This is a genomic window from Streptomyces sp. NPDC058864, from assembly GCF_042742985.1.
Lineage (GTDB): Bacteria > Actinomycetota > Actinomycetes > Streptomycetales > Streptomycetaceae > Actinacidiphila.
Map to the genome: position 1 here is coordinate 155,642 of NZ_JBHYMQ010000011.1, position 18,575 is coordinate 174,216.

An 18,575-nucleotide genomic window follows, 5' to 3' on the forward strand; every position below is an offset into this window, starting at 1 on the left:
CAGAAGCCTGCGCCCAGCCCTGCTCGTGGTGTTGCTCGCCGCCGCCCTCATGGCCCTGTGCGTGCTGTCGATCGGGCTGGGCGCCGTCGACATCCCCCCGGACCAGGTCGTCCGGGCGCTTTTCGGCCATCCCCCGAGCCGTCTCGTCGACAACATCGTCTGGACCGTCCGCGTACCGCGCACCGTCCTCGGTGTCACCGCGGGCGCGGCCCTCGGGCTGTCCGGCGCGCTCATGCAGGCCCTCACCCGCAACCCGCTCGCCGACCCCGGCATCCTCGGCGTCAGCGCGGGCGCGTCCTTCGGGATCGTCGTCGCCATCGCCCTGTTCGGGCTCGGCTCGCTGTACGGCACGATCTGGTTCGCCTTCGCCGGCGCCCTCGGCACCAGCGTGCTGGTCTTCCTGCTCGGCCGGACCGGCCGCTCGGGCGCGACGCCGGTCAAGCTGGCGCTGGCCGGAGTCGCCGTCACCTTCCTGCTGTTCTCGCTGACCAACGCGATCGTCCTCACCGATCCCGACGCTCTGGACCGCTACCGCTTCTGGTCCGCGGGCACCCTCGCCGACCAGGACGGCACCGTCGTCCGCAGCATCCTGCCGTTCCTGGCGGTCGGCGCGGTGCTCGCGCTCGCCGCCGCCCCCGCGCTCAACAGCCTGGCGCTGGGCGACGACGTGGCGGCCTCGCTCGGGCGCCGGCTCGGCCTCGTACGCCTGCAGGGGGTCGTCGCGGTGATGCTGCTGACCGGCGCGTCGGTCGCAGTGATCGGCCCGGTGGTCTTCCTGGGCCTGGTGGTGCCGCACGTCGCACGGGTGCTCGCCCAGTACGCGGGCATCGGCCCCGACCACCGCTGGCTGCTGCCGCTGTCGGCGGCGCTCGCGCCGTGCCTGCTGCTCACCGCGGACATCCTCGGGCGGGTCGTCGCCAGACCCACCGAGGTGCAGGCGGGAGTGCTCGTCGCCTTCATCGGCGGCCCGTTCTTCATCGCCCTGGTCCGCCGGCGCAAACTCGCGGAGGTCTGAGCATGACCGCCCTCGCCCCCCTCCGCGGCCGCCGGCCCTTCCGGCTGGCGGCCCCGCCGGTCTCCGGAGTGCTCCGGCCGCGGCTCGTCGCCTTGTGCGCCGCCCTGGTCGCCGCCGTGTTCGTGCTCTTCTGCTGGGGCGTGACCACCGGCGACTACCCCATCGGGTTCACCGACGTCGTCAAGGCCCTCACCGGCGCGGGCGATCCCGGAACGGTGCTGGTCGTACGGGAGTTGCGGCTTCCCCGCGCGCTCGTGGGACTGCTGGTCGGCATCGCCTTCGGCATCTCCGGCGCGCTCTACCAGACGATGACCCGCAACCCGCTGGCCAGCCCCGACATGATCGGGCTGACCGAGGGCGCGGGGACCGCCGTGGTCGCGGGCATCGTGCTCGGCTGGGACGGCGGCCTGGGCACCCAGGGCCTCGGCCTGTTCGGGGCGCTGGTCACGGCACTGCTCGTCTACGCGCTGGCCTGGAAGGGCGGCGCCACCGGGTACCGCATCATCCTGGTCGGCATCGGCGTGTCCTGGATGTGCACCAGCGCCACCGACTACCTGGTCGCGCGCGGCGAGCGGTTCGAGGCGCAGGCCGCCCTGGGCTGGCTGGTGGGCAACCTCAACGGCCGCACCTGGGACCAGGTCACCCAGCTCGCGATCGCCATGGCCGTCCTCGTACCGGTCGCCCTCGGCATGGGCCGAAGGCTGCGGACCCTGCAGCTCGGCGACGACGTGGCGGCCGGCCTCGGCACTCCCGTGCAGCCGGTACGGCTGGCCCTGCTGCTCATCGGCGTGGGCCTGATCGCCTTCGGCACGGCGGCGGCGGGCCCGGTCGCTTTCGTGGCGCTGGCCGCCCCGCAGATCGCCCAGCGGATGGCCGGCACGGCATGGCCGCCGCTCGCCGCCTCGGGACTGACCGGCGCACTGGTCGTCCTGGGGTCCGACCTCATCGCGCGTGAAGCGATCCCCGGCACGGAACTGCCGGTCGGGATCGTCACCGGCGTCATCGGCGCGCCGGTCCTGCTCTGGCTGCTCATCCGCGCCAACCGCGCGGGCTCAGGAGGCTGAACCGATGACGACCACCGACCCCGCCCCCGCCGCGACCGCCGCCCCGGACCCGACCGCCACCGGCCCCGACCTGCGGGCACGCGGGCTGCACCTGGCGTACGACGACCGGCTGGTCGTCGAGGACCTCGACCTCGTCATACCCTCCGGCCGCATCACCGCCATCGTCGGCGCCAACGCCTGCGGCAAGTCCACCCTCCTGCGCGCCCTCGCCCGGCTCCTGGCGCCCCGCCAGGGAGCCGTCGAACTCGACGGCCGCTCCCTGCGGTCGGTGCCGACCCGGGAACTCGCCCAGCGGCTGGGCATCCTGCCGCAGACCCCGGTCGCACCGGAGGGGCTGACCGTGATCGACCTGGTCAGCCGCGGCCGTTCGCCGCACCAGACGTGGTGGCGGCAGTGGTCCAAGGCCGACGAACTGGCCGTCCACGAGGCACTGGCGGCGACCGGCCTGACCGAGCTCGCCGACCGGGCCGTGGACGAGCTGTCCGGCGGCCAGCGCCAGCGGGCCTGGATCGCCATGGCCGTCGCCCAGGGCACCCCCGTCCTCCTGCTGGACGAGCCGACCACCTACCTCGACCTGGCCCACCAGATCGACGTGCTGGACCTCGTCACCGACCTCAACCGCCGTGAGGGCCGCACGGTGGTGATGGTCCTGCACGACCTCAACCAGGCCTGCCGCTACGCCGACCACGTCATCGCGATGAAGGCGGGACGGATCGCCGCCGAGGGCCCGCCGGCCGAGGTGATCACGGCCGCGACGGTCGAGGACGTCTTCGACCTGCGCTGCCAGGTGACCACCGACCCGGTCAGCGGCACCCCGCTGGTGATCCCCATGGGCCGCCACCACGAGGCGGTCCCCGTCGCCGCCGAGTGACCGGGAGGGCGGCCCGCCCCACGGCGGGCCGCAGGAGATCCGGGAGCCGGAATCCGCCGACCTGCGGCGCGTACGGCGGCGGCCTACGGTGTTGTCACGGGGGTCGCACGGGGATCGGAGCCGTCCATCCCTCTTCTTCGGAGGGTATCCCCGCCTTCAGGCGGGGAGGGAATCCGGTCCTGGGCGGACACACGGAGCGCCGGAACTCCCTGTCTCTTCGTCCTGACGGTCAGGTGGGCCGCTTCTGGTTCTCGATGTAGTCCTTCCCCAATTGAAGTGGTGCGCCGCTGCACGATCCGGCGAAGTAGGAGCCGGGCCAGAAGCGGCCGTGCAGGGTGGCGCGTTGAACTCGATCAGGTCCGGTGCGAAGTCAGTGCACACGTTGCGCATAATCTCTTCGCAGCGCGTCAGCATCTTGTCGTTGAAGACGTTGCGTCGATGGTGACGAATACCACATGCGCATGAAGGTCATAGACTACGTGACGGCCGCGCCGGACATCGGGGTTTGGTTCGCAGCGTGGTGACATGCACCAGTGCGGTCGGCGGAACGGACGCGGAGGAGGTGGGCTGGATGATCCGTGCGTACAAGTTCCTCATGCGGCCCACCGTGGGCCAGGTGATCGCGCTCGGCGAGATGCTGCGCGATCACTGCTCGCTCTACAACGGTGCATTGCAGGAACGCCGTGACGCCTACCGACACGTGTCCAAGACCACCATCCGGTACGGGAACCAGTCGGCCCAGCTCAAAGAGATCCGGGCGTTCGACCCGGAGCGTCAGGGCCGATGGTCGTTCAGCTCGCAGCAGGCGACGCTCAGGCGTCTGGACAAGGCGTTCGCCGCGTTCTTCCGTCGCGCCAAGGCCGGGGAGAAGCCCGGCTATCCGCGCTTTCGGGGTACCGGCCACTTCGACACCGTGGACTTCCCCAAGGACGGGGACGGCTGCCGCTGGGACTCCACACCGCACGATCCCGTCACCCGGGTCCGCTTCCAGGGCATCGGGCACGTCAGGGTGCATCGGCACCGTCCCGTGGCCGGCAAGGTCAAGACCGTCTCAGTCAAGCGTGACGGCAAGCGCTGGTACGTCATCCTGACCACCGAGCAGGCCCGGCCCGAACCACTGCCGCCGACCGGCAACACGGTCGGCATCGACCTCGGCATCACCAACTTCCTCGCCGACTCAAACGGCCGCTTCGTGCCCAACCCACGTCATGGCCGCAAGGCGGCCGCGAGGGTCAAAGCAACACAACAGGCCCTCAGCCGGTGCAAGCGCGGCAGCAAGCGCCGCCGCAAGGTCGCGGAGAAGGTCGCCCGACTGCACCGCAAGGCAGGCCGCCAGCGCCTGGACCACGCGCACAAGACCGCGCTCAAACTCGTACGCGAACACGATTTCATCGCGCACGAAGACCTCAGGATCCACAACATGCGCCGGGCTCCTGAACCCAAGCCCGACCCCGACCGGCCAGGCAGCTTCCTGCCCAACGGGGCCGCATCCAAGGCTGGACTCAACCGCTCGATCGCTGATGCCGGTTGGGGGGTGTTCCTCGCGATCCTGAACGCCAAGGCTGAAAGCGCCGGACGGGAAGTGATGGCCGTGGACCCCCGTAATACCTCCCGGCAGTGCCCCCAATGCCGGCACACTGCCAATCAGAACCGCCCCACACGGGAGAAATTCCACTGCGTCGCCTGCGGCTACCACGCACACGCGGACACGGTAGGCGCCCTGAACGTTTTGCGGGCCGGGCTGGTCCGTCGCGAAGCCCAACCGGCATAGCGAGAAGCCACCCCCTTCGAGGGTGGAGGAGTCACGCCTGTGTACCACGTGGTCACGACGCAGAACACCGTCTCGGCGGAGCAGAAGGCCGAGTTGGCGGCGGAGATCACGCGTCTCCACGCGTCGATCACCGGGGCGCCCACCTCCTTCGTGCACGTGACGTTCGCCGAACTGCCCGAGGACAGCGTCTTCACTGATGCGGCCCCCTCACGTCCCCTGCTGATCGAGGCGACCACCCGGGCGGGCCACGCGGACACGGAGAAGACACAGCTGGCCATGGAGATCTCGGCCGCCGGCAGCAGGGTGGCCGGCGTCCCGGAGTCGCGCATCCTCGTGATCATCAAGGACAGCCCCGCCCGGTTCGCCGCCGAGGGAGGCCGCATCCTGCCCGAGCCGGGGGACGAGGGCGACTGGCCGGCAGGGTCGGGCTGACCTGTTCCGGGACGTCCGCCGGGGCGGACGGGCACGCGCCACTGCGGGCGGGCCACCCCCGGCGAACAACCTCCGGCCGGGGGTGCACCCACTCCGCGGCACTCCCGCAGTCGGCGCTGCGAGGTGCCACCAGGCACGGCGCTCCCCGGCCGTCGGCCCGGGGAGTTGTCGACTCGACTCTCCGCCCTGCGACGCACCGCACCTGGGGGCTTTCGCCGGCGCCGGCCGAGGGGCCCACGTGACGACGCCTACCCCGGCAGGACGGTCGTGCCGGCCCCGCCCGGCCCCGCTGTCAGCGCGCGGAGCAGCGCGTGCGGGGCGCGGCCGTCCAGCACGCGGGCCGTGCGGACTCCCGCCCGTACCGCCCGCAGGCAGCTCTCCATCTTGGGCACCATGCCGCCGCCGAGCGCCGGGAGCATCGCCTCCAGTTCGGCGGCGGTGAGCCGGTCCAGGACCCGTTCGCGGCGCGGCCAGTCGGCGTACAGCCCGGGCACGTCGGTGAGGACGACCAGCGCCTCGGCGTCGAGCGCGGCGGCCAGGGCCCCGGCCGCCGCGTCCGCGTTGACGTTGTAGATCTGGCCGTCCGTGCCCCGGCCGAGCGAGGAGACGACGGGGATGTGGCCGTGGTCCAGCAGCACGTCCACGGCCGCCGTGTTGACCTCCGTCACCTCGCCGACGAGCCCGATGTCGACGATCTCGCCGTCGACCTCGGCGTAACGGCGCACCGCTGTCAGCGTGTGCGCGTCCTCGCCGGTGAGCCCCACCGCGTACGGGCCGTGCTCGTTGAGCAGCCCGACGAGGTCCCGCTGGACCTTGCCGGCCAGCACCATCCGCGCGACGTCCAGGACCTCGGGGGTGGTGACCCGCAGCCCGCCGACGAAGCGGGCCTCGATGCCCACCAGGTCGAGCTGGGCGCTGATCTGCGGGCCGCCGCCGTGCACCACCGCGACCCGCACCCCGGCCTCGCGGATGCGGACGACGTCCTGCGCGAAGGTGCGCAGCAACGACCCGTCGCCCATGGCGTTGCCGCCCACCTTCACGACGACGGTACGGCCCCCGAGCGCGCGCAGGGCGGGAAGCGGCCCGGGGCCGGCCAGTGCCGTCGTCACGGACGGGACGTCAGGTAGCCGCCCATGGTGCGGAACCAGTCGGCGGCCGCGTACTCGGTGCCGTCGTCCGTGCGGATCGTGCGCACCAGCAGCCCCTTGCGGTGGCCGCCGCGCGCGTCCGCGCCGGCGACGATGACGACGCCGTCGCCCTCGCGGATGAAGATGCGGCCGGGCGTGCCGCCGTAGCGGGCCTGCGAGACTGCGGCGGAGACGATCCTGATGCGCTCGCCGCGGTGGTGGGTGAAGGCGTTGGGGTAGGGGTCGGACTGCGCCCGCACCAGCCGTTCCAGGTCCTCGGCGGGCCAGTTCCAGTCGATGCGGCTGTCCTCGACGGAGCGCTTGTGGAAGAAGCTCGCGCGCGAGCGGTCCTGGGGCGTCCACTCGGCGCGGCCGGAGGCGATCAGGTCCAGCGACTCGCGGACGAGGGGGGCGATCAGGTCGCAGGTGCGGTGGAAGAGGTCGGTGGCGGTGTCCTGCGGGCCGACGGGCACCGAGCGCTGCAGCAGGATGTCGCCCGCGTCCAGTTCGCCGTCCATGCGGTGGGCGGTGACGCCGACCCGCTCCTCGCCGTTGATGAGCGCCCAGATGATCGGGGAGAAGCCCGCGTAGGCGGGGAGCAGGGAGTCGTGCACGTTGAGGGTGCCGTGCGGCGGAAGGTCGAAGATCTGCGGCGGCAGCCAGGTGCGCCAGTTGTTGGCGACGATGATGTCGGGTGCCGCGGCCCTGATCGTCTCCAGCAGTTCGGCGTCGTCCGGACGGTTGCGCAGCAGCACGGGAACGCCGTGCTTCTCGGCGAGTTCCGCCACCGAGTCGTCCCAGATCTTCTCGTAGACGTGCTCGCTCCTGGGGTGGGTCACGACGAGGACGACCTCGTGATCCGACTCCAGCAGGGCCTGCAGCGTCCGGTGTCCCCAGGTCTGATAACCGAACATGACGACCCGCATGGGCGGCCTCTCCTTCAGTGATTATTGCAAGGTTAGGCTTACCTTATCTAGTATGTGGCGCGCATAGGGAGGCGATGCAACGGTGACAGCACCGCTCAATGAGCCGGACACCATCCACGACATCCTGGGAATCGGGTTCGGGCCGTCAAATCTGGCTCTGGCGATAGCCATCGAGGAGCACAACGCACAAGTCCCGGACTCCCGGCGGATCAACGCCCGCTTCCTGGAACGGCAACCACGTTTCGGATGGCACCGCGGCATGCTCATCGACGACGCGACGATGCAGGTGTCGTTCCTGAAGGACCTGGTCACCATGCGCAATCCGACCAGTGACTTCAGCTTCCTGTGCTACCTGCGCGAGCAGGGCCGGCTGGTCGACTTCCTGAACCAGAAGACGCTCTTCCCGCTCCGCGTGGAGTTCCACGACTACTTCGAGTGGGCCGCCGCCCGCGTCGCCCCCGTCGTCGACTACTCCTCGGAGGTGTTGTCGATCACACCGGTCCGCGGCGCCGGCGGAGAGGTCGACCACCTCGACGTGACGTGCCGTGACCCCGAGGACCCCACGCGCACGGTCACCCACCGGGCCCGCAACATCAGCGTGGCCGTCGGGCTCGAGCCGCACCTGCCGCCGGGCACCGAACTGTCCGACCGCGTGTGGCACAACAGCCAGCTGCTGCCCAGGGTCGCCGAACTCACGGCGACGGGCAGCCCGGTACGCCGGGCCGTCGTCCTCGGCGCCGGGCAGAGCGCGGCCGAGGCGGTCGACTTCCTGCACCGCACCTTCCCCGACGCGGAGATCTGCGCGGTGTTCGCCAAGTACGGCTACACGCCCGCCGACGACAGCCCCTTCGCCAACCGGATCTTCGACCCGGAAGCGGTGGACCTCTACTTCGGCTCCCCGTCCGAGGTGAAGCAGTCCCTGTTCGACTACCACCGCAGCACCAACTACTCGGTGGTCGACATGGACCTCATCGAGGCCCTGTACGCCACCTCCTACCGCGAGAAGGTGCAGGGCCGGGAACGGCTGCGCTTCCTCAACGTCTCCCGCATCCGCGACGTGAGCGCCGCGGAGAACGGCCTCGACGTGACGGTGGAGTTCCTGCCGACCGGCGAGCGGCACGTCCTGGAGGCGGACGTCCTCGTGCACGCCACCGGCTACCGCTCGCAGGACGTCGGCACCCTCCTCGGGGAGTCCGCCAAGATCTGCCTGCGCGACGACGGCGACGCCCTCCGCGTAGGCCGCGACCACCGCGTCGAGGTCGCCCCCGAAGTGCGGGCGGGCATCTACGTGCAGGGCGGCACCGAGCACACGCACGGGCTGACCTCCACCCTGCTGTCCACCACCGCCATCCGGGCCGGCGAGATCGTCGCCTCGCTCGCCGCCCGTCAGGGCGAGCCGGCCGCGACGGCCGCGGCCCGCGCCTGAGACGCCTCTGGGGGCCGCCGGTCGTCCGGCGGCCCCCAGGTCCTCGGCGCCGCTCCCGGCGCCAGACCGACGCCGGACCCGAGACCGGGTCGGGCCGGTGAGTGTGTGCGGGTTCCTCTCGCGCCCTACGGGCGCGAGACGGCGCGACAGCCGAACCACCGGCAGGGCGCCAGCAACCACCCACTGTTCGCGCCCCTCGCCGCTACCGCCGGGTGCGCAGCAGCAGGTGCAGGAAGTACGGCGTGCCGATGACGGCGGTCATCAGGCCCGCGCCGAGCTGGGCGGGCGCGATGACGGTGCGTCCGAGCAGGTCGGCGGCGCAGACCAGCGAGGCGCCCAGGAGCACCGCGACCGGTACGACCCGGACGTGGCGGCGGCCCACGAGGGCCCGGGCGGCGTGCGGGGCGACCAGTCCGACGAAGCCGATGGTGCCCGCGGCGGCCACGGCCGTCGCGGTGAGCAGCACGCTCGTCACGAGGAAGCCGAGCCGGGCCGGGCCGCGGCGGAGCCCGAGCAGGGCGGGGGTGTCGTCGTCGACCGACAGCAGGTCGAGTTCGGTGCGTCGCGCGACCGCGACGGCGAGACCCAGTACGAGGGCGGTCGCCACGGGCAGCGTGTCGGGCACGGTCCGTCCGTAGGTGGAACCGGAGAGCCAGGTCAGCGCCTTGGTCGCGTTGAACGGGTCGGTGAGCACGATCAGCAGGCTGATCAGGGCCGTCGCGGCCGCGGACACGCCGACGCCGACGAGGACCAGCCGGGTCTGCCGGAAGCCGCCCCGCGCCGCCAGCCCGAAGACGAGGACGGCGGTGACCGCCGCGCCCGCGAACGCGGCCCCCGCCACGCTCCACGCCCCGGCGACCGGGACCGTCGTGACGAACAGCACCGCGCCGAGCGCGGCGCCGCCCGAGACGCCCAGGATGCCGGGCTCCGCGAGCGGGTTGCGGGTGACGGCCTGCACCAGGGTCCCCGACAGGGCGAGCGCCGCCCCCGCCAGGAGCGCCGCGAGCACCCGCGGCACGCGCGTGTCGAGTACGAAGGAGACCGCCTGACCGGCCCTGCCCTGCGCCCAGTTGACGACGTCGCCCAGGAGAAGCTTGGTGTCGCCCAGCAGGACTCCGGCGACGGTCAGCCCGACCAGCACGGCGACCAGGAGGGCCACGGTCACCAGGAACGTGACGCGGCCGGGGATGCGCATCCGGTCCGGCGCGCCCACTCCCCCGGAGTCCCGCGTCCGCAGTGCCATCACGACCAGGAAGACCGCGCCGACCAGGCTCGTCACGACGCCGGTGGGCACCGCGACGGCGGTCCGTGCCGGTACCACCGCGCGCAGCAGGACGTCCGCGCCGAGCACCAGGCCCGCACCGGTCAGGCCCATGACGGGCAGTCCGGAGCGGGTGCGCACCAGCGACCGGAAGCGCCGGGCCGCCGGCCGTACGAGGGCCGGCGCGCACAGGCCGACGAAGCCGATGGGTCCTGCGAGGGTCACCGCCGCGGCGGACAGCAGCGAAGCGGACACCACGACGGTGATCCGGGTGCCCCGGACGGGCACGCCGAGGCCGCGGGCGGCGTCGTCGCCGAGGGCGAGCGCGTCGACCCGGCGGGCCACCAGCAGCAGTCCGGCGACGCCCACCACCGCGACGGGGGTCATCTGCACCACGCCGTCGAAGCCGTTCTGGCTGATGCTGCCCTGGCTCCACTGGTAGAGCCCGTTGGTCTGCTGCGGGAAGAGCAGGATCAGCCCCTCGGTGACGGAGGTCAGACCGAGGGTGAGGGCGCTGCCGGCCAGGACGAGGCGCACGGTCCCGGCGCCCAGCCCGGAAAGCGACAGGACGACTGCCGCGGCCGCGAGTCCGCCGGCGAAGGCCACCCCGGAGGAGGCCAGCAGCGGCAGGGACGTCCCGGTGACCATGAGGACGCCCAGGGCCAGGTACGAACCGGCGTTCACGGCGAGTGTGTCGGGCGCGGCGAGCACATTGCGGCTGACGGCCTGCAGGGCCGCCCCGGCGATCCCGAGGGCGGCGCCGACCAGAAGGCCCGCGGTCATGCGGGGCAGTCGGGAGGCGATCACGACGGACGCGTCGCCGGGGGCGGCCCGGCCGGTGAGCGCCTTCCAGACCTCGGCGGGTCCGACGGAGGCGGTGCCCTGGGTGATGTCGACGACCGCGAGGGCGGCGACCAGGAGCACGAGCGCGGCCGTCACCGCGGCCGCTCCCGTCCGGGAGCCGGCCGCGTGCGGACGGGTGGCGGGGGTCGTTGCGGTGACGGCCACGGCGCGCTACTTCGTCAGGGCGCCGACGACGGCGTCGACGTACGACTCCATCGACCGCGGGCCGCCGAACATCCAGATGCCGTCGGGCAGCCGGTGCACCTCGTCCTTCTTGACGAAGGACAGGGACTTCCACACGGAGTTCTTCGCGAGGTCGTCGGCGAAGACGTCGCTGCCCTCGCTGTCGCTGCCGATGTAGGCGAACCGCGCGTCGCCGAGGCCCGTGAGTCCCTCGACGTCGGTGGCGGCCAGGCCGTAGTCCTTGTCGCCCTCGATCTTCCACGCGTTCTGCAGGCCGAGCGCCGTGTTGACGCCGCCGATGAGGGAACCGCCGGTGTAGGGGCGGATGGAGACCTGGTTGGAGGCGACGTAGCCGTCGGCGAACGCGATCCGCGTGCCGGCGAGGCCGGCGTCGGCCAGAGCCTTGCGGCCCTCCGCGACCTTGGCGTCGAAGGCCTTCTTCGCCTCGTCGGCCTCGGCGGTGGTGCCGGTCGCCTCGGCGATGAGGTCGAGGTTCTCCTTCATCTGCCCGACCGGGTCGGCGGCGTCGGCGGAACGGACCTCGAGGACCGGGGCGATCTTCCTCAGCTGCTTCACGGCGGCTTCCGGCAGGTCGGTGGTGGCGACGATCAGGTCCGGTGAGAGGGAGGCGACGGTGTCCATGCTGGGCTCGCCTCGGGTGCCGATGTCCTTGGGCCGGTTCCTCAGCGGGACGGCCGTGTCCCAGGTGCCGTAGCCCTTGACGTCGGCGACGCCGACCGGGTCCACCCCGAGCGTCACGAGGGACTCGACGACGTTCCACTCCGTTCCGACGACCTTCTTCGCCGGTCCGTCGAGGGTGACCTTCGCTCCGCTCGCGTCGGTGAGCGTGATGCCCTTGGTGTCCTTGGCGGGCCCGTCCACGGCCTGTTCGGTGGTGCCGCAGCCGGTGAGGGCGAGTGCGGCGGCAGCGGCGGCGGCGGTGATGACGATGGAGCGACTCATGGGGTGGTGACGGGCCTTTCGTTGCGTGCGTGGTGGCGGCCGACGGCGCGGGTGCGCAGCAGGCCGGTCAGGGGATCGGTGTCGACGTCGACCCGTATCCCGTAGGCGTCGGTGAGGCGTTGCGGTGTCAGCACGTCCTCAGGACGGCCGTCGGCGACGATCCGGCCCGCCCGCAGCAGGGCGATCCGGTCGGCCACGGCGGCCGCCTGGTCCAGGTCGTGCAGGACGACGCCGACGGCGATGCCGTGGTCGTCGGCCAGGTCCCGGACCAGGTCCAGCAGTTCGACCTGGTAGCGCAGGTCGAGATAGGTGGTGGGCTCGTCGAGGAGGAGCACCCCGGTCTCCTGGGCGAGGCAGCTCGCGAGCCAGACGCGCTGGAGCTGTCCGCCAGAAAGGTGCTCGGCGCCGCGGGCGGCGAGGTCGGCGACCCCGGTCATCGCCAGTGCGCGGTCCACCGCGGCCGGCCCGTCCGGATCGGGGCGGCCCCAGCGGCCCCGGTGGGGGTAGCGGCCGAACTCCACGACGTCGCGTACCGTCAGCCCGCCCGGCGTGGGGCGACCCTGTGTCAGCAGGGCCACCCGGCGGGAGAACTCACGCGCCGTCAGGGCGAGCCCGTCGGCGGTGGTCCCGTCGTGCGCGTCGATCGTCAGTGTGGCGCGGCGGGCGCGCTGCAGGCGTGCCACGGTGCGCAGGAGCGTCGACTTGCCACTGCCGTTGGGGCCCACGAGCGCGGTCACCTCACCGGGCCGGAGGGTGATCGCCGCGTCGTGGACGACGTCGACCCCGTCGTACGACACGGTCACGCCGTACGCCGTCAGCCGGTGACCACGCGGGCCGGGGGCCGTGCTGGTCTCTTCCGTTGAACTCACGAACGAAGGTTAGCCTAACCTAAGCGGCGCCCGAACCGCCCCCCTCTCACTTCGGTAAAGTTAGGCTAACCTTCCTCCATGGCGAAGACCCCGCGGCTCATGCCGCAGAACCCCAGGATGTTCCGCGCCGAGGTCGTCAGGACCGAGCGGGTCACCCCCTCCCTGCACCGCGTGACCGTCACGGGCCCGGACCTCGCCGATTTCCCGTGGCTGGGCTACGACCACTGGTTCCGCCTCTTCATGCAGCTCCCCCACCAGGACACTCTGCGGCTGCCGGAGTACTCCGGGGCCCGCTGGTGGCAGCCGTACCTCGCCATCCCCACGGCCGAGCGCCCGCACTACTCGAACTACACCGTCGCCGCGTTCCGGCCCGAACCGGCCGAAATGGACATCGAGTTCGTCGTGCACCGCGGCCCGGACGGCGAACTCGAGGGCCGCGCCGCGATATGGGCCTGCGGCGCCCGGCCCGGGGACGCGCTCGCGCTCCTCGACCAGGGCGTCATGTTCGACTGCCCGGAGGACGCCTCCGAGGTCCTCGTCGTCGCCGACGAGAGCGGGATGCCCGCGGCCACGGGCATCCTGCGGTCCCTCCCCCGCGACACCGTGGGCCGGCTGATCCAGGAGGTCCCCACCCCCGACGACCGCCGCGACCTCGACGCCCCCGCGGGGATGTCCGTCACCTGGGTCGTGCGCGACGACCCGCACGCCGTCCCCGGCTCCGTCGCACTCGCCGAACTGCGCGGGCACACCCCGCCGGACGCCACCGGCTACGCCTTCGTCGTCGGCGAGCAGAGCCTCGCCACCAAGGGCCGCCGGCACCTGCACCGCGCCGGCCTGCCCAAGGACCGCATCACCTTCTCCGGCTTCTGGCGGCACGAGGCACGCCACGTGGACGCCTGACCGCCGGCCCGGTACGGGCGGCGCCGCCCAGGACCCACACACGGGGGCGCTTCGCGCACGGAGGGCGCACAAAGCCGGCGCCTGAGCCCTGTACGCGCTCCCGGCCGTACGGGGAGAATGCCCAGCACAAGCGATCATGCGACCGGCACGCTCGCCGTCCGGCCGCCCACTCCCGGAAGGCGGGTCGACTGCCGTGCTGCTGCATCTGCCCACGTCCGTGTCCGAAGCACAGGGGTTCATGGCCCAGGGGGCGGTGCCCATCGGCGGGGCGACGCTCGTGTGGGCCACCTGGCAGCGCGACGGGTTCCCGGAGCAGGCCATGTCGCTGCGCAACCTGCCGGAGGCCAACGCGGTCGAACGCGAGGCGCTGGGCGCCGCGGTGGTGCTGAACCGGATCGACGACCGCGTTCCGGAAGCGCTGCGGCGGGCGGCCGCCGGCGTGGGGACCGGCGCCGTACGGCGGACGGCGACCGTCGGCGGCAACCTCGTCGGCAGCACCCTGCGCTGCCTGCTGCCCGCCGCGCTCGTCCTCGACTCCCGCGCGATCACGCTGGAGCCCGACCGGACGCAGGAGACCGATCTGGCCGAGGCCGTGGCCAAGCAGCACCTCCTGCTCGGCATCCGCTGGCGGGAGCCGCTGGTCAGCGCCTACGACAAGCTGCCCGGCGACGCGGGCGGACCCCCACCCCTGGTCGTCGCCTCCGCGGTGCACGCCGACGGCGGCGGACGCCGTCTGCGCGTGGCCGTCCGCGACGGCCACGAAGTGCTCCGCGGGACCGCACCGTTCGACGGCGGCACCGGAGCGGCACTGAGCGCCCTGGAGGAGACGGAACTCGCCGCGCTCCACCCCGGGGCGCGGGATGTGGTGCGCCGGCAGGTCACCGGACTCGCCGGGCGGCTCCCGGGCTCCTGAGCCCGCGGGTCCGCCCTCGCCGTCCCGGCGGCGTCCTTGCGGAGTCCGCACCGAATCCGCGAGATCTCTTCCGTCACATCGGGTATGCCCCGGCGTTCCCGGTTGTTGATGTGTGCGAGGGCCCGCGCCGCGCAGCGGCGCAGGGCCCCGCCCGTCCCCCACCGGATCGGAAGAGACGAGAGAAGAGATGGATGACACGCCGGAAGACCCGCGGCGCGCCGCCGCGTTCGGCATGATCCGGAGCGGGGCGGACCCGGCACGGATGTGCCTCATCACACCCGACGGCGTCACCACGGTGGAGTTCGTCGTGGAGCCGTCGGTCGGCCTGCGCTGCGCCCGCGCGGAAGGCGCCGCGGCGCTGGCACTGAACCGGTGGCTCCACGACGCGGACCCGTCCCGGTACTTCGAGCTGCAGGTCGCGTTCCTGCAGTTCGAGTACAACCCCGGTCACGAGTCCTTCGCCGCCGAGGAGGTCCGGGCGCTGCGCGCCCTCCTCGAGGAACAGCGGGGCACCGCGCGGTGGAACGCCGCCCTGGCGAGCCTGCTCACCAGGCTGGAGGCGTGCGAGGCGGAACTGTGACCGCCGGCGGGTGAGGCCGGCCCGCGGACGGGTTCAGCCGGCGGCGGGCGGCAGGAGGCGCGCGGTCATCGCGCCGACGGCCGCCACGACCGCCTCACGGTGCCGGTCCCGCCGGGCCGCCTCGTCGCCGTCCCCCGGATTGCGGATGCTCGCGGGCGTGGTGACCCACGCCTGCGCGGCGGAGAGCGCGACCATCAGCGCGTCCATGCCCGCCTCGAGGCCGACGCCGTGGGCATCGGCGACCGCCTGCGCCTTGGCGAGGTGGTTGTCCCTTTCCATGGCCGACGCCTCGGGACGCTCGAGGGCCTTCCACTGGGTCAGCTTGAGGAGGTCCGGGTCGTCGGTGAAGACGTCGAAGAGCGCGCCCGCGTATCCGGCCAGGTCGCCGGGGGTGAACGGCACGACGTCGGCCAGCACCCGGAGCCGGGCTTCCAGCACCGCGTCGAAGAGCTCGTCCTTGGACCCGAAATAGGCGTAGATGGCCTGCTTGTTGGCCGGCGCCGCCTTGGCGATCCGGTCGACACGGGCACCGGCGAGCCCGTGCGTGACGAATTCGCCGTATGCGGCCTCGATGAGGCGTGCCCGCGTGGCGGCGGAGTCATAAGCCATGGTGACAGCCTAGGAGATCCCGGTCGGGCGAGGTGGCGGGGTGCGCGTCCAGGGTCGCCCGAACACAAAACCAACCGGATGGTTGCATCCATCGCCCACCTCGCCTACATTTAAACCATCCGGTTGGTTGCTTATTCGGCCGACACCGTCACCCGGCGTGCCCCCACACCCACGCCGGAAGCTGAAAGCAGGAACTCATGTCCCTCGTCACCGACATCCCCTTCGGGGCGCACTCCACCGCGGCGGAGGTCGTGCGCGACGTCGACCTCTCCGGCAAGCGCGCCGTCGTCACCGGCGGCGCCTCGGGCATCGGCCTGGAGACGGCCCTCGCCCTGGCCGGGGCGGGTGCGCAGGTGACCCTCGCGGTACGCGACCCCCGCGCGGCCGCGCCGGCCGCCGAGCGCATCCGCCGGGAGACGGGGCGCGACGACCTCCGCGTCGCCCGTGTCGACCTGGCCGACCTCGACGGCGTCCGCGCCTTCACGCAGGACTGGACCGGTCCGCTGCACATCCTGGTCAACAACGCCGGCGTCATGGCGATGCCGCAGCTCACCCTCACCCCGCAGGGCCGGGAGACGCAGTACGCCGTGAACTTCACCGGCCACGCCGCCCTGACGCTCGGCCTCCACGGGGCGCTGCGCGCCGCCGGTGGCGCCCGGGTCGTCATGGTCAGCTCGTCCGCGCACCTGATGGCCCCGGTCGACTTCGACGACGTCCACTTCGCCCACCGCCCCTACGAGGCCTGGACGGCGTACGGCCAGTCGAAGTCGGCCGCGATCCTCTTCACCGTCGCGCTGGCCGGGCACTGGGCGGCCGACGGCATCACCGCCAACGCGCTGCACCCGGGCGGCATCATGACCAACCTGCAGCGCCACCTCAGCGACGAGCAACTGCGGTTCGTGGGGGCCACGAACGACGCGGGCGAGAGGCTGGACGTCCCTCCGGGCTGGAAGACCCCGCAGCAGGGCGCGGCCACCCAGGTGCTCCTCGCCGCCTCCCCGCTGGTCGAGGGCGTGACCGGCCGCTACTTCGAGGACTGCCGGCCGGCGGGGCTCCAGCCCGAACCCACCGCGGGCGGGAGCGGCGTCGCGGCGTGGGCGATCGACGAGGCCTCCGCCGAGCGGCTCTGGGAGGAGACGAGGAAGGAACTCGGGTACTGACGCCGCGTCCCGGGGGCGCGGGACCCGGTCGAACGCCCCGGGTCCCGCCGCCGCTTCCCGGCAATCGGGATCAGCACCAGATCAGGTCGATGCGTTCCTGCGCGATCGGGTAACCGGCCCTGGCGAAGTGCGCGGCCATCGGTGTGTTGGCCTGGTCCGTCCCGGCCACGATGCGGTCCACGCCCTCGTCGGCGAGCTTGTGCGTGGCCTCGACGAGGAGGTCGTAGGCGTATCCGTGGCCGCGGTGCTCGGGCACGACGCCGATGTAGCCGATGAGGGGATCCCCGTAGTGACGGCCGGGAACGCTCAGTCCGACGAGGTCCCCGGCGGAGTCGTAGGCCAGCCGCCACCACTCGCGCGGGCTCGGCAGCCAGCGCAGATAGTCCAGTTGCTCCCGGGCGGCCGCCTCGAGCCCGGATGCGGCGACGGTGCGGCGCACATGGGCGTCGAGACTGCCCCGGTGGATGCGCCGGAACACGTCCAGGAACGCCCCGTCGTCGGGCTCGGGACGGAATTCGAGGCGGCCCGGCCGCGCGGGCACGCCGCAGTCCGGCGTCCAGCGGTAGCGGAAACGCTCCACCAGCGGGGTCAGACCCGCGGCGACGGCCGCGTCGATCCGGGCCCGGGCCTGCTCCCTGACCGCGGCGACGTCGCGCCAGCCGGGCGGGAGTTTGAGGGAGTACTCGGCGCGCAGCGGCGAGGTGCGGAGCAGCTCCGCGGCCGCACCGGCGTCGGTGAAGTCGAACCAGTCCAGGGCGAGCGGTTCGTCGTCCTCCGGCCCGGCCCACCATGCGGCGCGTGCGACGACGACGCCGTCGCGCAGTGCCACCCAGGTCCACTCGGGGCGGTACTCACCGGCTGCCGCCATCCCGCCGTAGGTGTCGCCGAAGGCGGCGAAGCCGACCAGGCCGGGATCGGGCAGGGATTCGAAGAGAGCTTCCTCGCCTGCGGCGAGGGGGCGGATGACCAGATCGGTCACACGAGGTCCTTCCGGGAAGAGACGCGCTCCCGTTCAGATCCTCGGCGCCCTCGGAACGGGGTGGGAGCACATGAGAATTGGCCGGCTCACGGTTCCCACCTCCTGTCGCGATCGAGGACGCGGCCGCAGCCTAACAGCGTGATCGAATCGCCGGCAACGGTCCCGTACGCCCGCCCTCCGCCCGGCGGTTCAGCCGAGGGCCCGGCGTACGCGCTCGAAGCGCCGGCGGTTCTCGGCCGGCCAGTCCTCCGCGACGTCGATCGGTACGCGTACCGCGACCTGGGTCGACGGGTCGTCGTGGACCGTCACCTCCAGCGGGTCGTCGGGGACGATGTCCAGCCACGCGCTGCGCCCGCCGGGCGGCCACTCGACGCCCTCGCCGGAAGCGAGGGCGTCGAGGCAGCGCCCCCAGTCGTCCGGGTCGTCGAGCGAGACGTCCAGCCTCACGCGGCCGCTGACGAAATCGCTCTCCACCACGATCTCCGCCCCGTGGTACCGGTCGTCGTCCACGACCAGCGGCGGACCGTCCTCCATCCGGACGCTGACGCTCTGCGTCCCGTCGTCGAAACGGAAGTCATCCATGCCGCGATCACCGCGCACGCGATGCGGCCGGTCCGGGAGCACCGTCGGCGGACCGCCACCACGTCGGCGTGCGGCGCCGCGCCCGGGTCGACCGGGCGCGC

18 protein-coding genes and 1 pseudogene are annotated in these 18,575 nt (G+C 72.7%); 10 read left to right on the forward strand and 9 right to left on the reverse strand.

Going from position 1 to position 18,575, the window contains the following annotated elements:
• Positions 1-49: 49 nt before the first annotated feature.
• The 3 genes from ACFW3D_RS11750 to ACFW3D_RS11760 are packed head-to-tail and all read left to right on the forward strand — an operon-like array spanning position 50 to position 2,950.
• Positions 50-1,015, forward strand: a complete 966-nt coding sequence (locus ACFW3D_RS11750; protein ID WP_500503933.1) for a FecCD family ABC transporter permease — start codon at positions 50-52, stop codon at positions 1,013-1,015.
• A gap of 2 nt (positions 1,016-1,017) precedes the next feature.
• Entirely contained in the window at positions 1,018-2,079 is a 1,062-nt protein-coding gene (locus ACFW3D_RS11755) for a FecCD family ABC transporter permease (protein WP_500503906.1), read from the forward strand.
• Between the two features lie 4 nt (positions 2,080-2,083).
• Entirely contained in the window at positions 2,084-2,950 is an 867-nt protein-coding gene (locus ACFW3D_RS11760) for an ABC transporter ATP-binding protein (protein WP_500503907.1), read from the forward strand.
• Positions 2,951-3,179: 229 nt separating this feature from the next.
• Here ACFW3D_RS11760 and ACFW3D_RS11765 read toward each other — a convergent pair.
• Positions 3,180-3,477 (reverse strand): annotated as a pseudogene (locus ACFW3D_RS11765) (transposase).
• 44 nt (positions 3,478-3,521) lie between these two features.
• On the opposite strand from ACFW3D_RS11765, the gene ACFW3D_RS11770 reads away from it, so the two are divergent.
• Both ACFW3D_RS11770 and ACFW3D_RS11775 read left to right on the forward strand, forming a co-directional pair.
• A complete protein-coding gene (locus ACFW3D_RS11770; protein WP_500503908.1) occupies positions 3,522-4,721 on the forward strand; it encodes an RNA-guided endonuclease InsQ/TnpB family protein in 1,200 nt (399 codons plus the stop codon).
• A 39-nt stretch (positions 4,722-4,760) separates the two neighbouring features.
• The gene (locus ACFW3D_RS11775; protein WP_500503909.1) at positions 4,761-5,153 is read left to right on the forward strand and encodes a tautomerase family protein; all 393 of its coding nucleotides are present in this window, start codon (positions 4,761-4,763) and stop codon (positions 5,151-5,153) included.
• A 248-nt stretch (positions 5,154-5,401) separates the two neighbouring features.
• Here the strand turns inward: ACFW3D_RS11775 and argB are convergent, their stop codons facing one another.
• Positions 5,402-6,262 (reverse strand): acetylglutamate kinase, encoded by an 861-nt coding sequence (argB, locus tag ACFW3D_RS11780; protein ID WP_500503910.1) that lies wholly within the window; start codon positions 6,260-6,262, stop codon positions 5,402-5,404.
• The gene (locus ACFW3D_RS11785; RefSeq protein WP_500503911.1) at positions 6,259-7,206 is read right to left on the reverse strand and encodes a methionyl-tRNA formyltransferase; all 948 of its coding nucleotides are present in this window, start codon (positions 7,204-7,206) and stop codon (positions 6,259-6,261) included. Before ACFW3D_RS11785 ends, argB begins: the two co-directional genes overlap by 4 nt.
• Positions 7,207-7,288: 82 nt before the next feature.
• On the opposite strand from ACFW3D_RS11785, the gene ACFW3D_RS11790 reads away from it, so the two are divergent.
• Positions 7,289-8,632, forward strand: a complete 1,344-nt coding sequence (locus ACFW3D_RS11790) for a lysine N(6)-hydroxylase/L-ornithine N(5)-oxygenase family protein (protein WP_500503912.1) — start codon at positions 7,289-7,291, stop codon at positions 8,630-8,632.
• Positions 8,633-8,834: 202 nt separating this feature from the next.
• On the opposite strand, the gene ACFW3D_RS11795 is transcribed toward ACFW3D_RS11790, so the two are convergent.
• From ACFW3D_RS11795 to ACFW3D_RS11805, 3 genes are read right to left on the reverse strand one after another with little or no spacing between them, the layout of a single operon-like run.
• Positions 8,835-10,901 (reverse strand): iron ABC transporter permease, encoded by a 2,067-nt coding sequence (locus ACFW3D_RS11795; RefSeq protein ID WP_500503913.1) that lies wholly within the window; start codon positions 10,899-10,901, stop codon positions 8,835-8,837.
• Positions 10,902-10,907: 6 nt separating this feature from the next.
• Entirely contained in the window at positions 10,908-11,882 is a 975-nt protein-coding gene (locus ACFW3D_RS11800; protein WP_500503914.1) for an ABC transporter substrate-binding protein, read from the reverse strand.
• Positions 11,879-12,751, reverse strand: coding sequence for an ABC transporter ATP-binding protein (locus ACFW3D_RS11805; RefSeq protein ID WP_500503915.1), 873 nt, complete (start codon positions 12,749-12,751; stop codon positions 11,879-11,881). Before ACFW3D_RS11805 ends, ACFW3D_RS11800 begins: the two co-directional genes overlap by 4 nt.
• A 78-nt stretch (positions 12,752-12,829) precedes the next feature.
• On the opposite strand from ACFW3D_RS11805, the gene ACFW3D_RS11810 reads away from it, so the two are divergent.
• From ACFW3D_RS11810 to ACFW3D_RS11820, 3 genes are all read left to right on the forward strand, one after another.
• Positions 12,830-13,651, forward strand: a complete 822-nt coding sequence (locus ACFW3D_RS11810) for a siderophore-interacting protein (RefSeq protein WP_500503916.1) — start codon at positions 12,830-12,832, stop codon at positions 13,649-13,651.
• 193 nt (positions 13,652-13,844) lie between these two features.
• On the forward strand, positions 13,845-14,564 hold the full coding sequence (locus tag ACFW3D_RS11815; RefSeq protein ID WP_500503917.1) for an FAD binding domain-containing protein: 720 nt from the start codon (positions 13,845-13,847) through the stop codon (positions 14,562-14,564).
• Between the two features lie 187 nt (positions 14,565-14,751).
• Complete coding sequence (locus ACFW3D_RS11820; protein ID WP_500503918.1) at positions 14,752-15,144, forward strand: hypothetical protein; 393 nt, start codon at positions 14,752-14,754, stop codon at positions 15,142-15,144.
• A 33-nt stretch (positions 15,145-15,177) separates the two neighbouring features.
• Here the strand turns inward: ACFW3D_RS11820 and ACFW3D_RS11825 are convergent, their stop codons facing one another.
• Positions 15,178-15,753: a TetR/AcrR family transcriptional regulator gene (locus ACFW3D_RS11825; RefSeq protein ID WP_500503919.1), complete on the reverse strand. Its 576-nt coding sequence runs from the start codon at positions 15,751-15,753 to the stop codon at positions 15,178-15,180.
• 197 nt (positions 15,754-15,950) lie between these two features.
• Between ACFW3D_RS11825 and ACFW3D_RS11830 the strand changes: the two genes are divergently transcribed.
• The gene (locus tag ACFW3D_RS11830) at positions 15,951-16,913 is read left to right on the forward strand and encodes an SDR family NAD(P)-dependent oxidoreductase (protein ID WP_500503920.1); all 963 of its coding nucleotides are present in this window, start codon (positions 15,951-15,953) and stop codon (positions 16,911-16,913) included.
• Between the two features lie 70 nt (positions 16,914-16,983).
• Here ACFW3D_RS11830 and ACFW3D_RS11835 read toward each other — a convergent pair whose 3' ends face one another.
• A complete protein-coding gene (locus ACFW3D_RS11835; RefSeq protein WP_500503921.1) occupies positions 16,984-17,892 on the reverse strand; it encodes a GNAT family N-acetyltransferase in 909 nt (302 codons plus the stop codon).
• Between the two features lie 189 nt (positions 17,893-18,081).
• A complete protein-coding gene (locus tag ACFW3D_RS11840) occupies positions 18,082-18,474 on the reverse strand; it encodes a DUF5959 family protein (protein WP_500503922.1) in 393 nt (130 codons plus the stop codon).
• Positions 18,475-18,575: the final 101 nt, after the last annotated feature.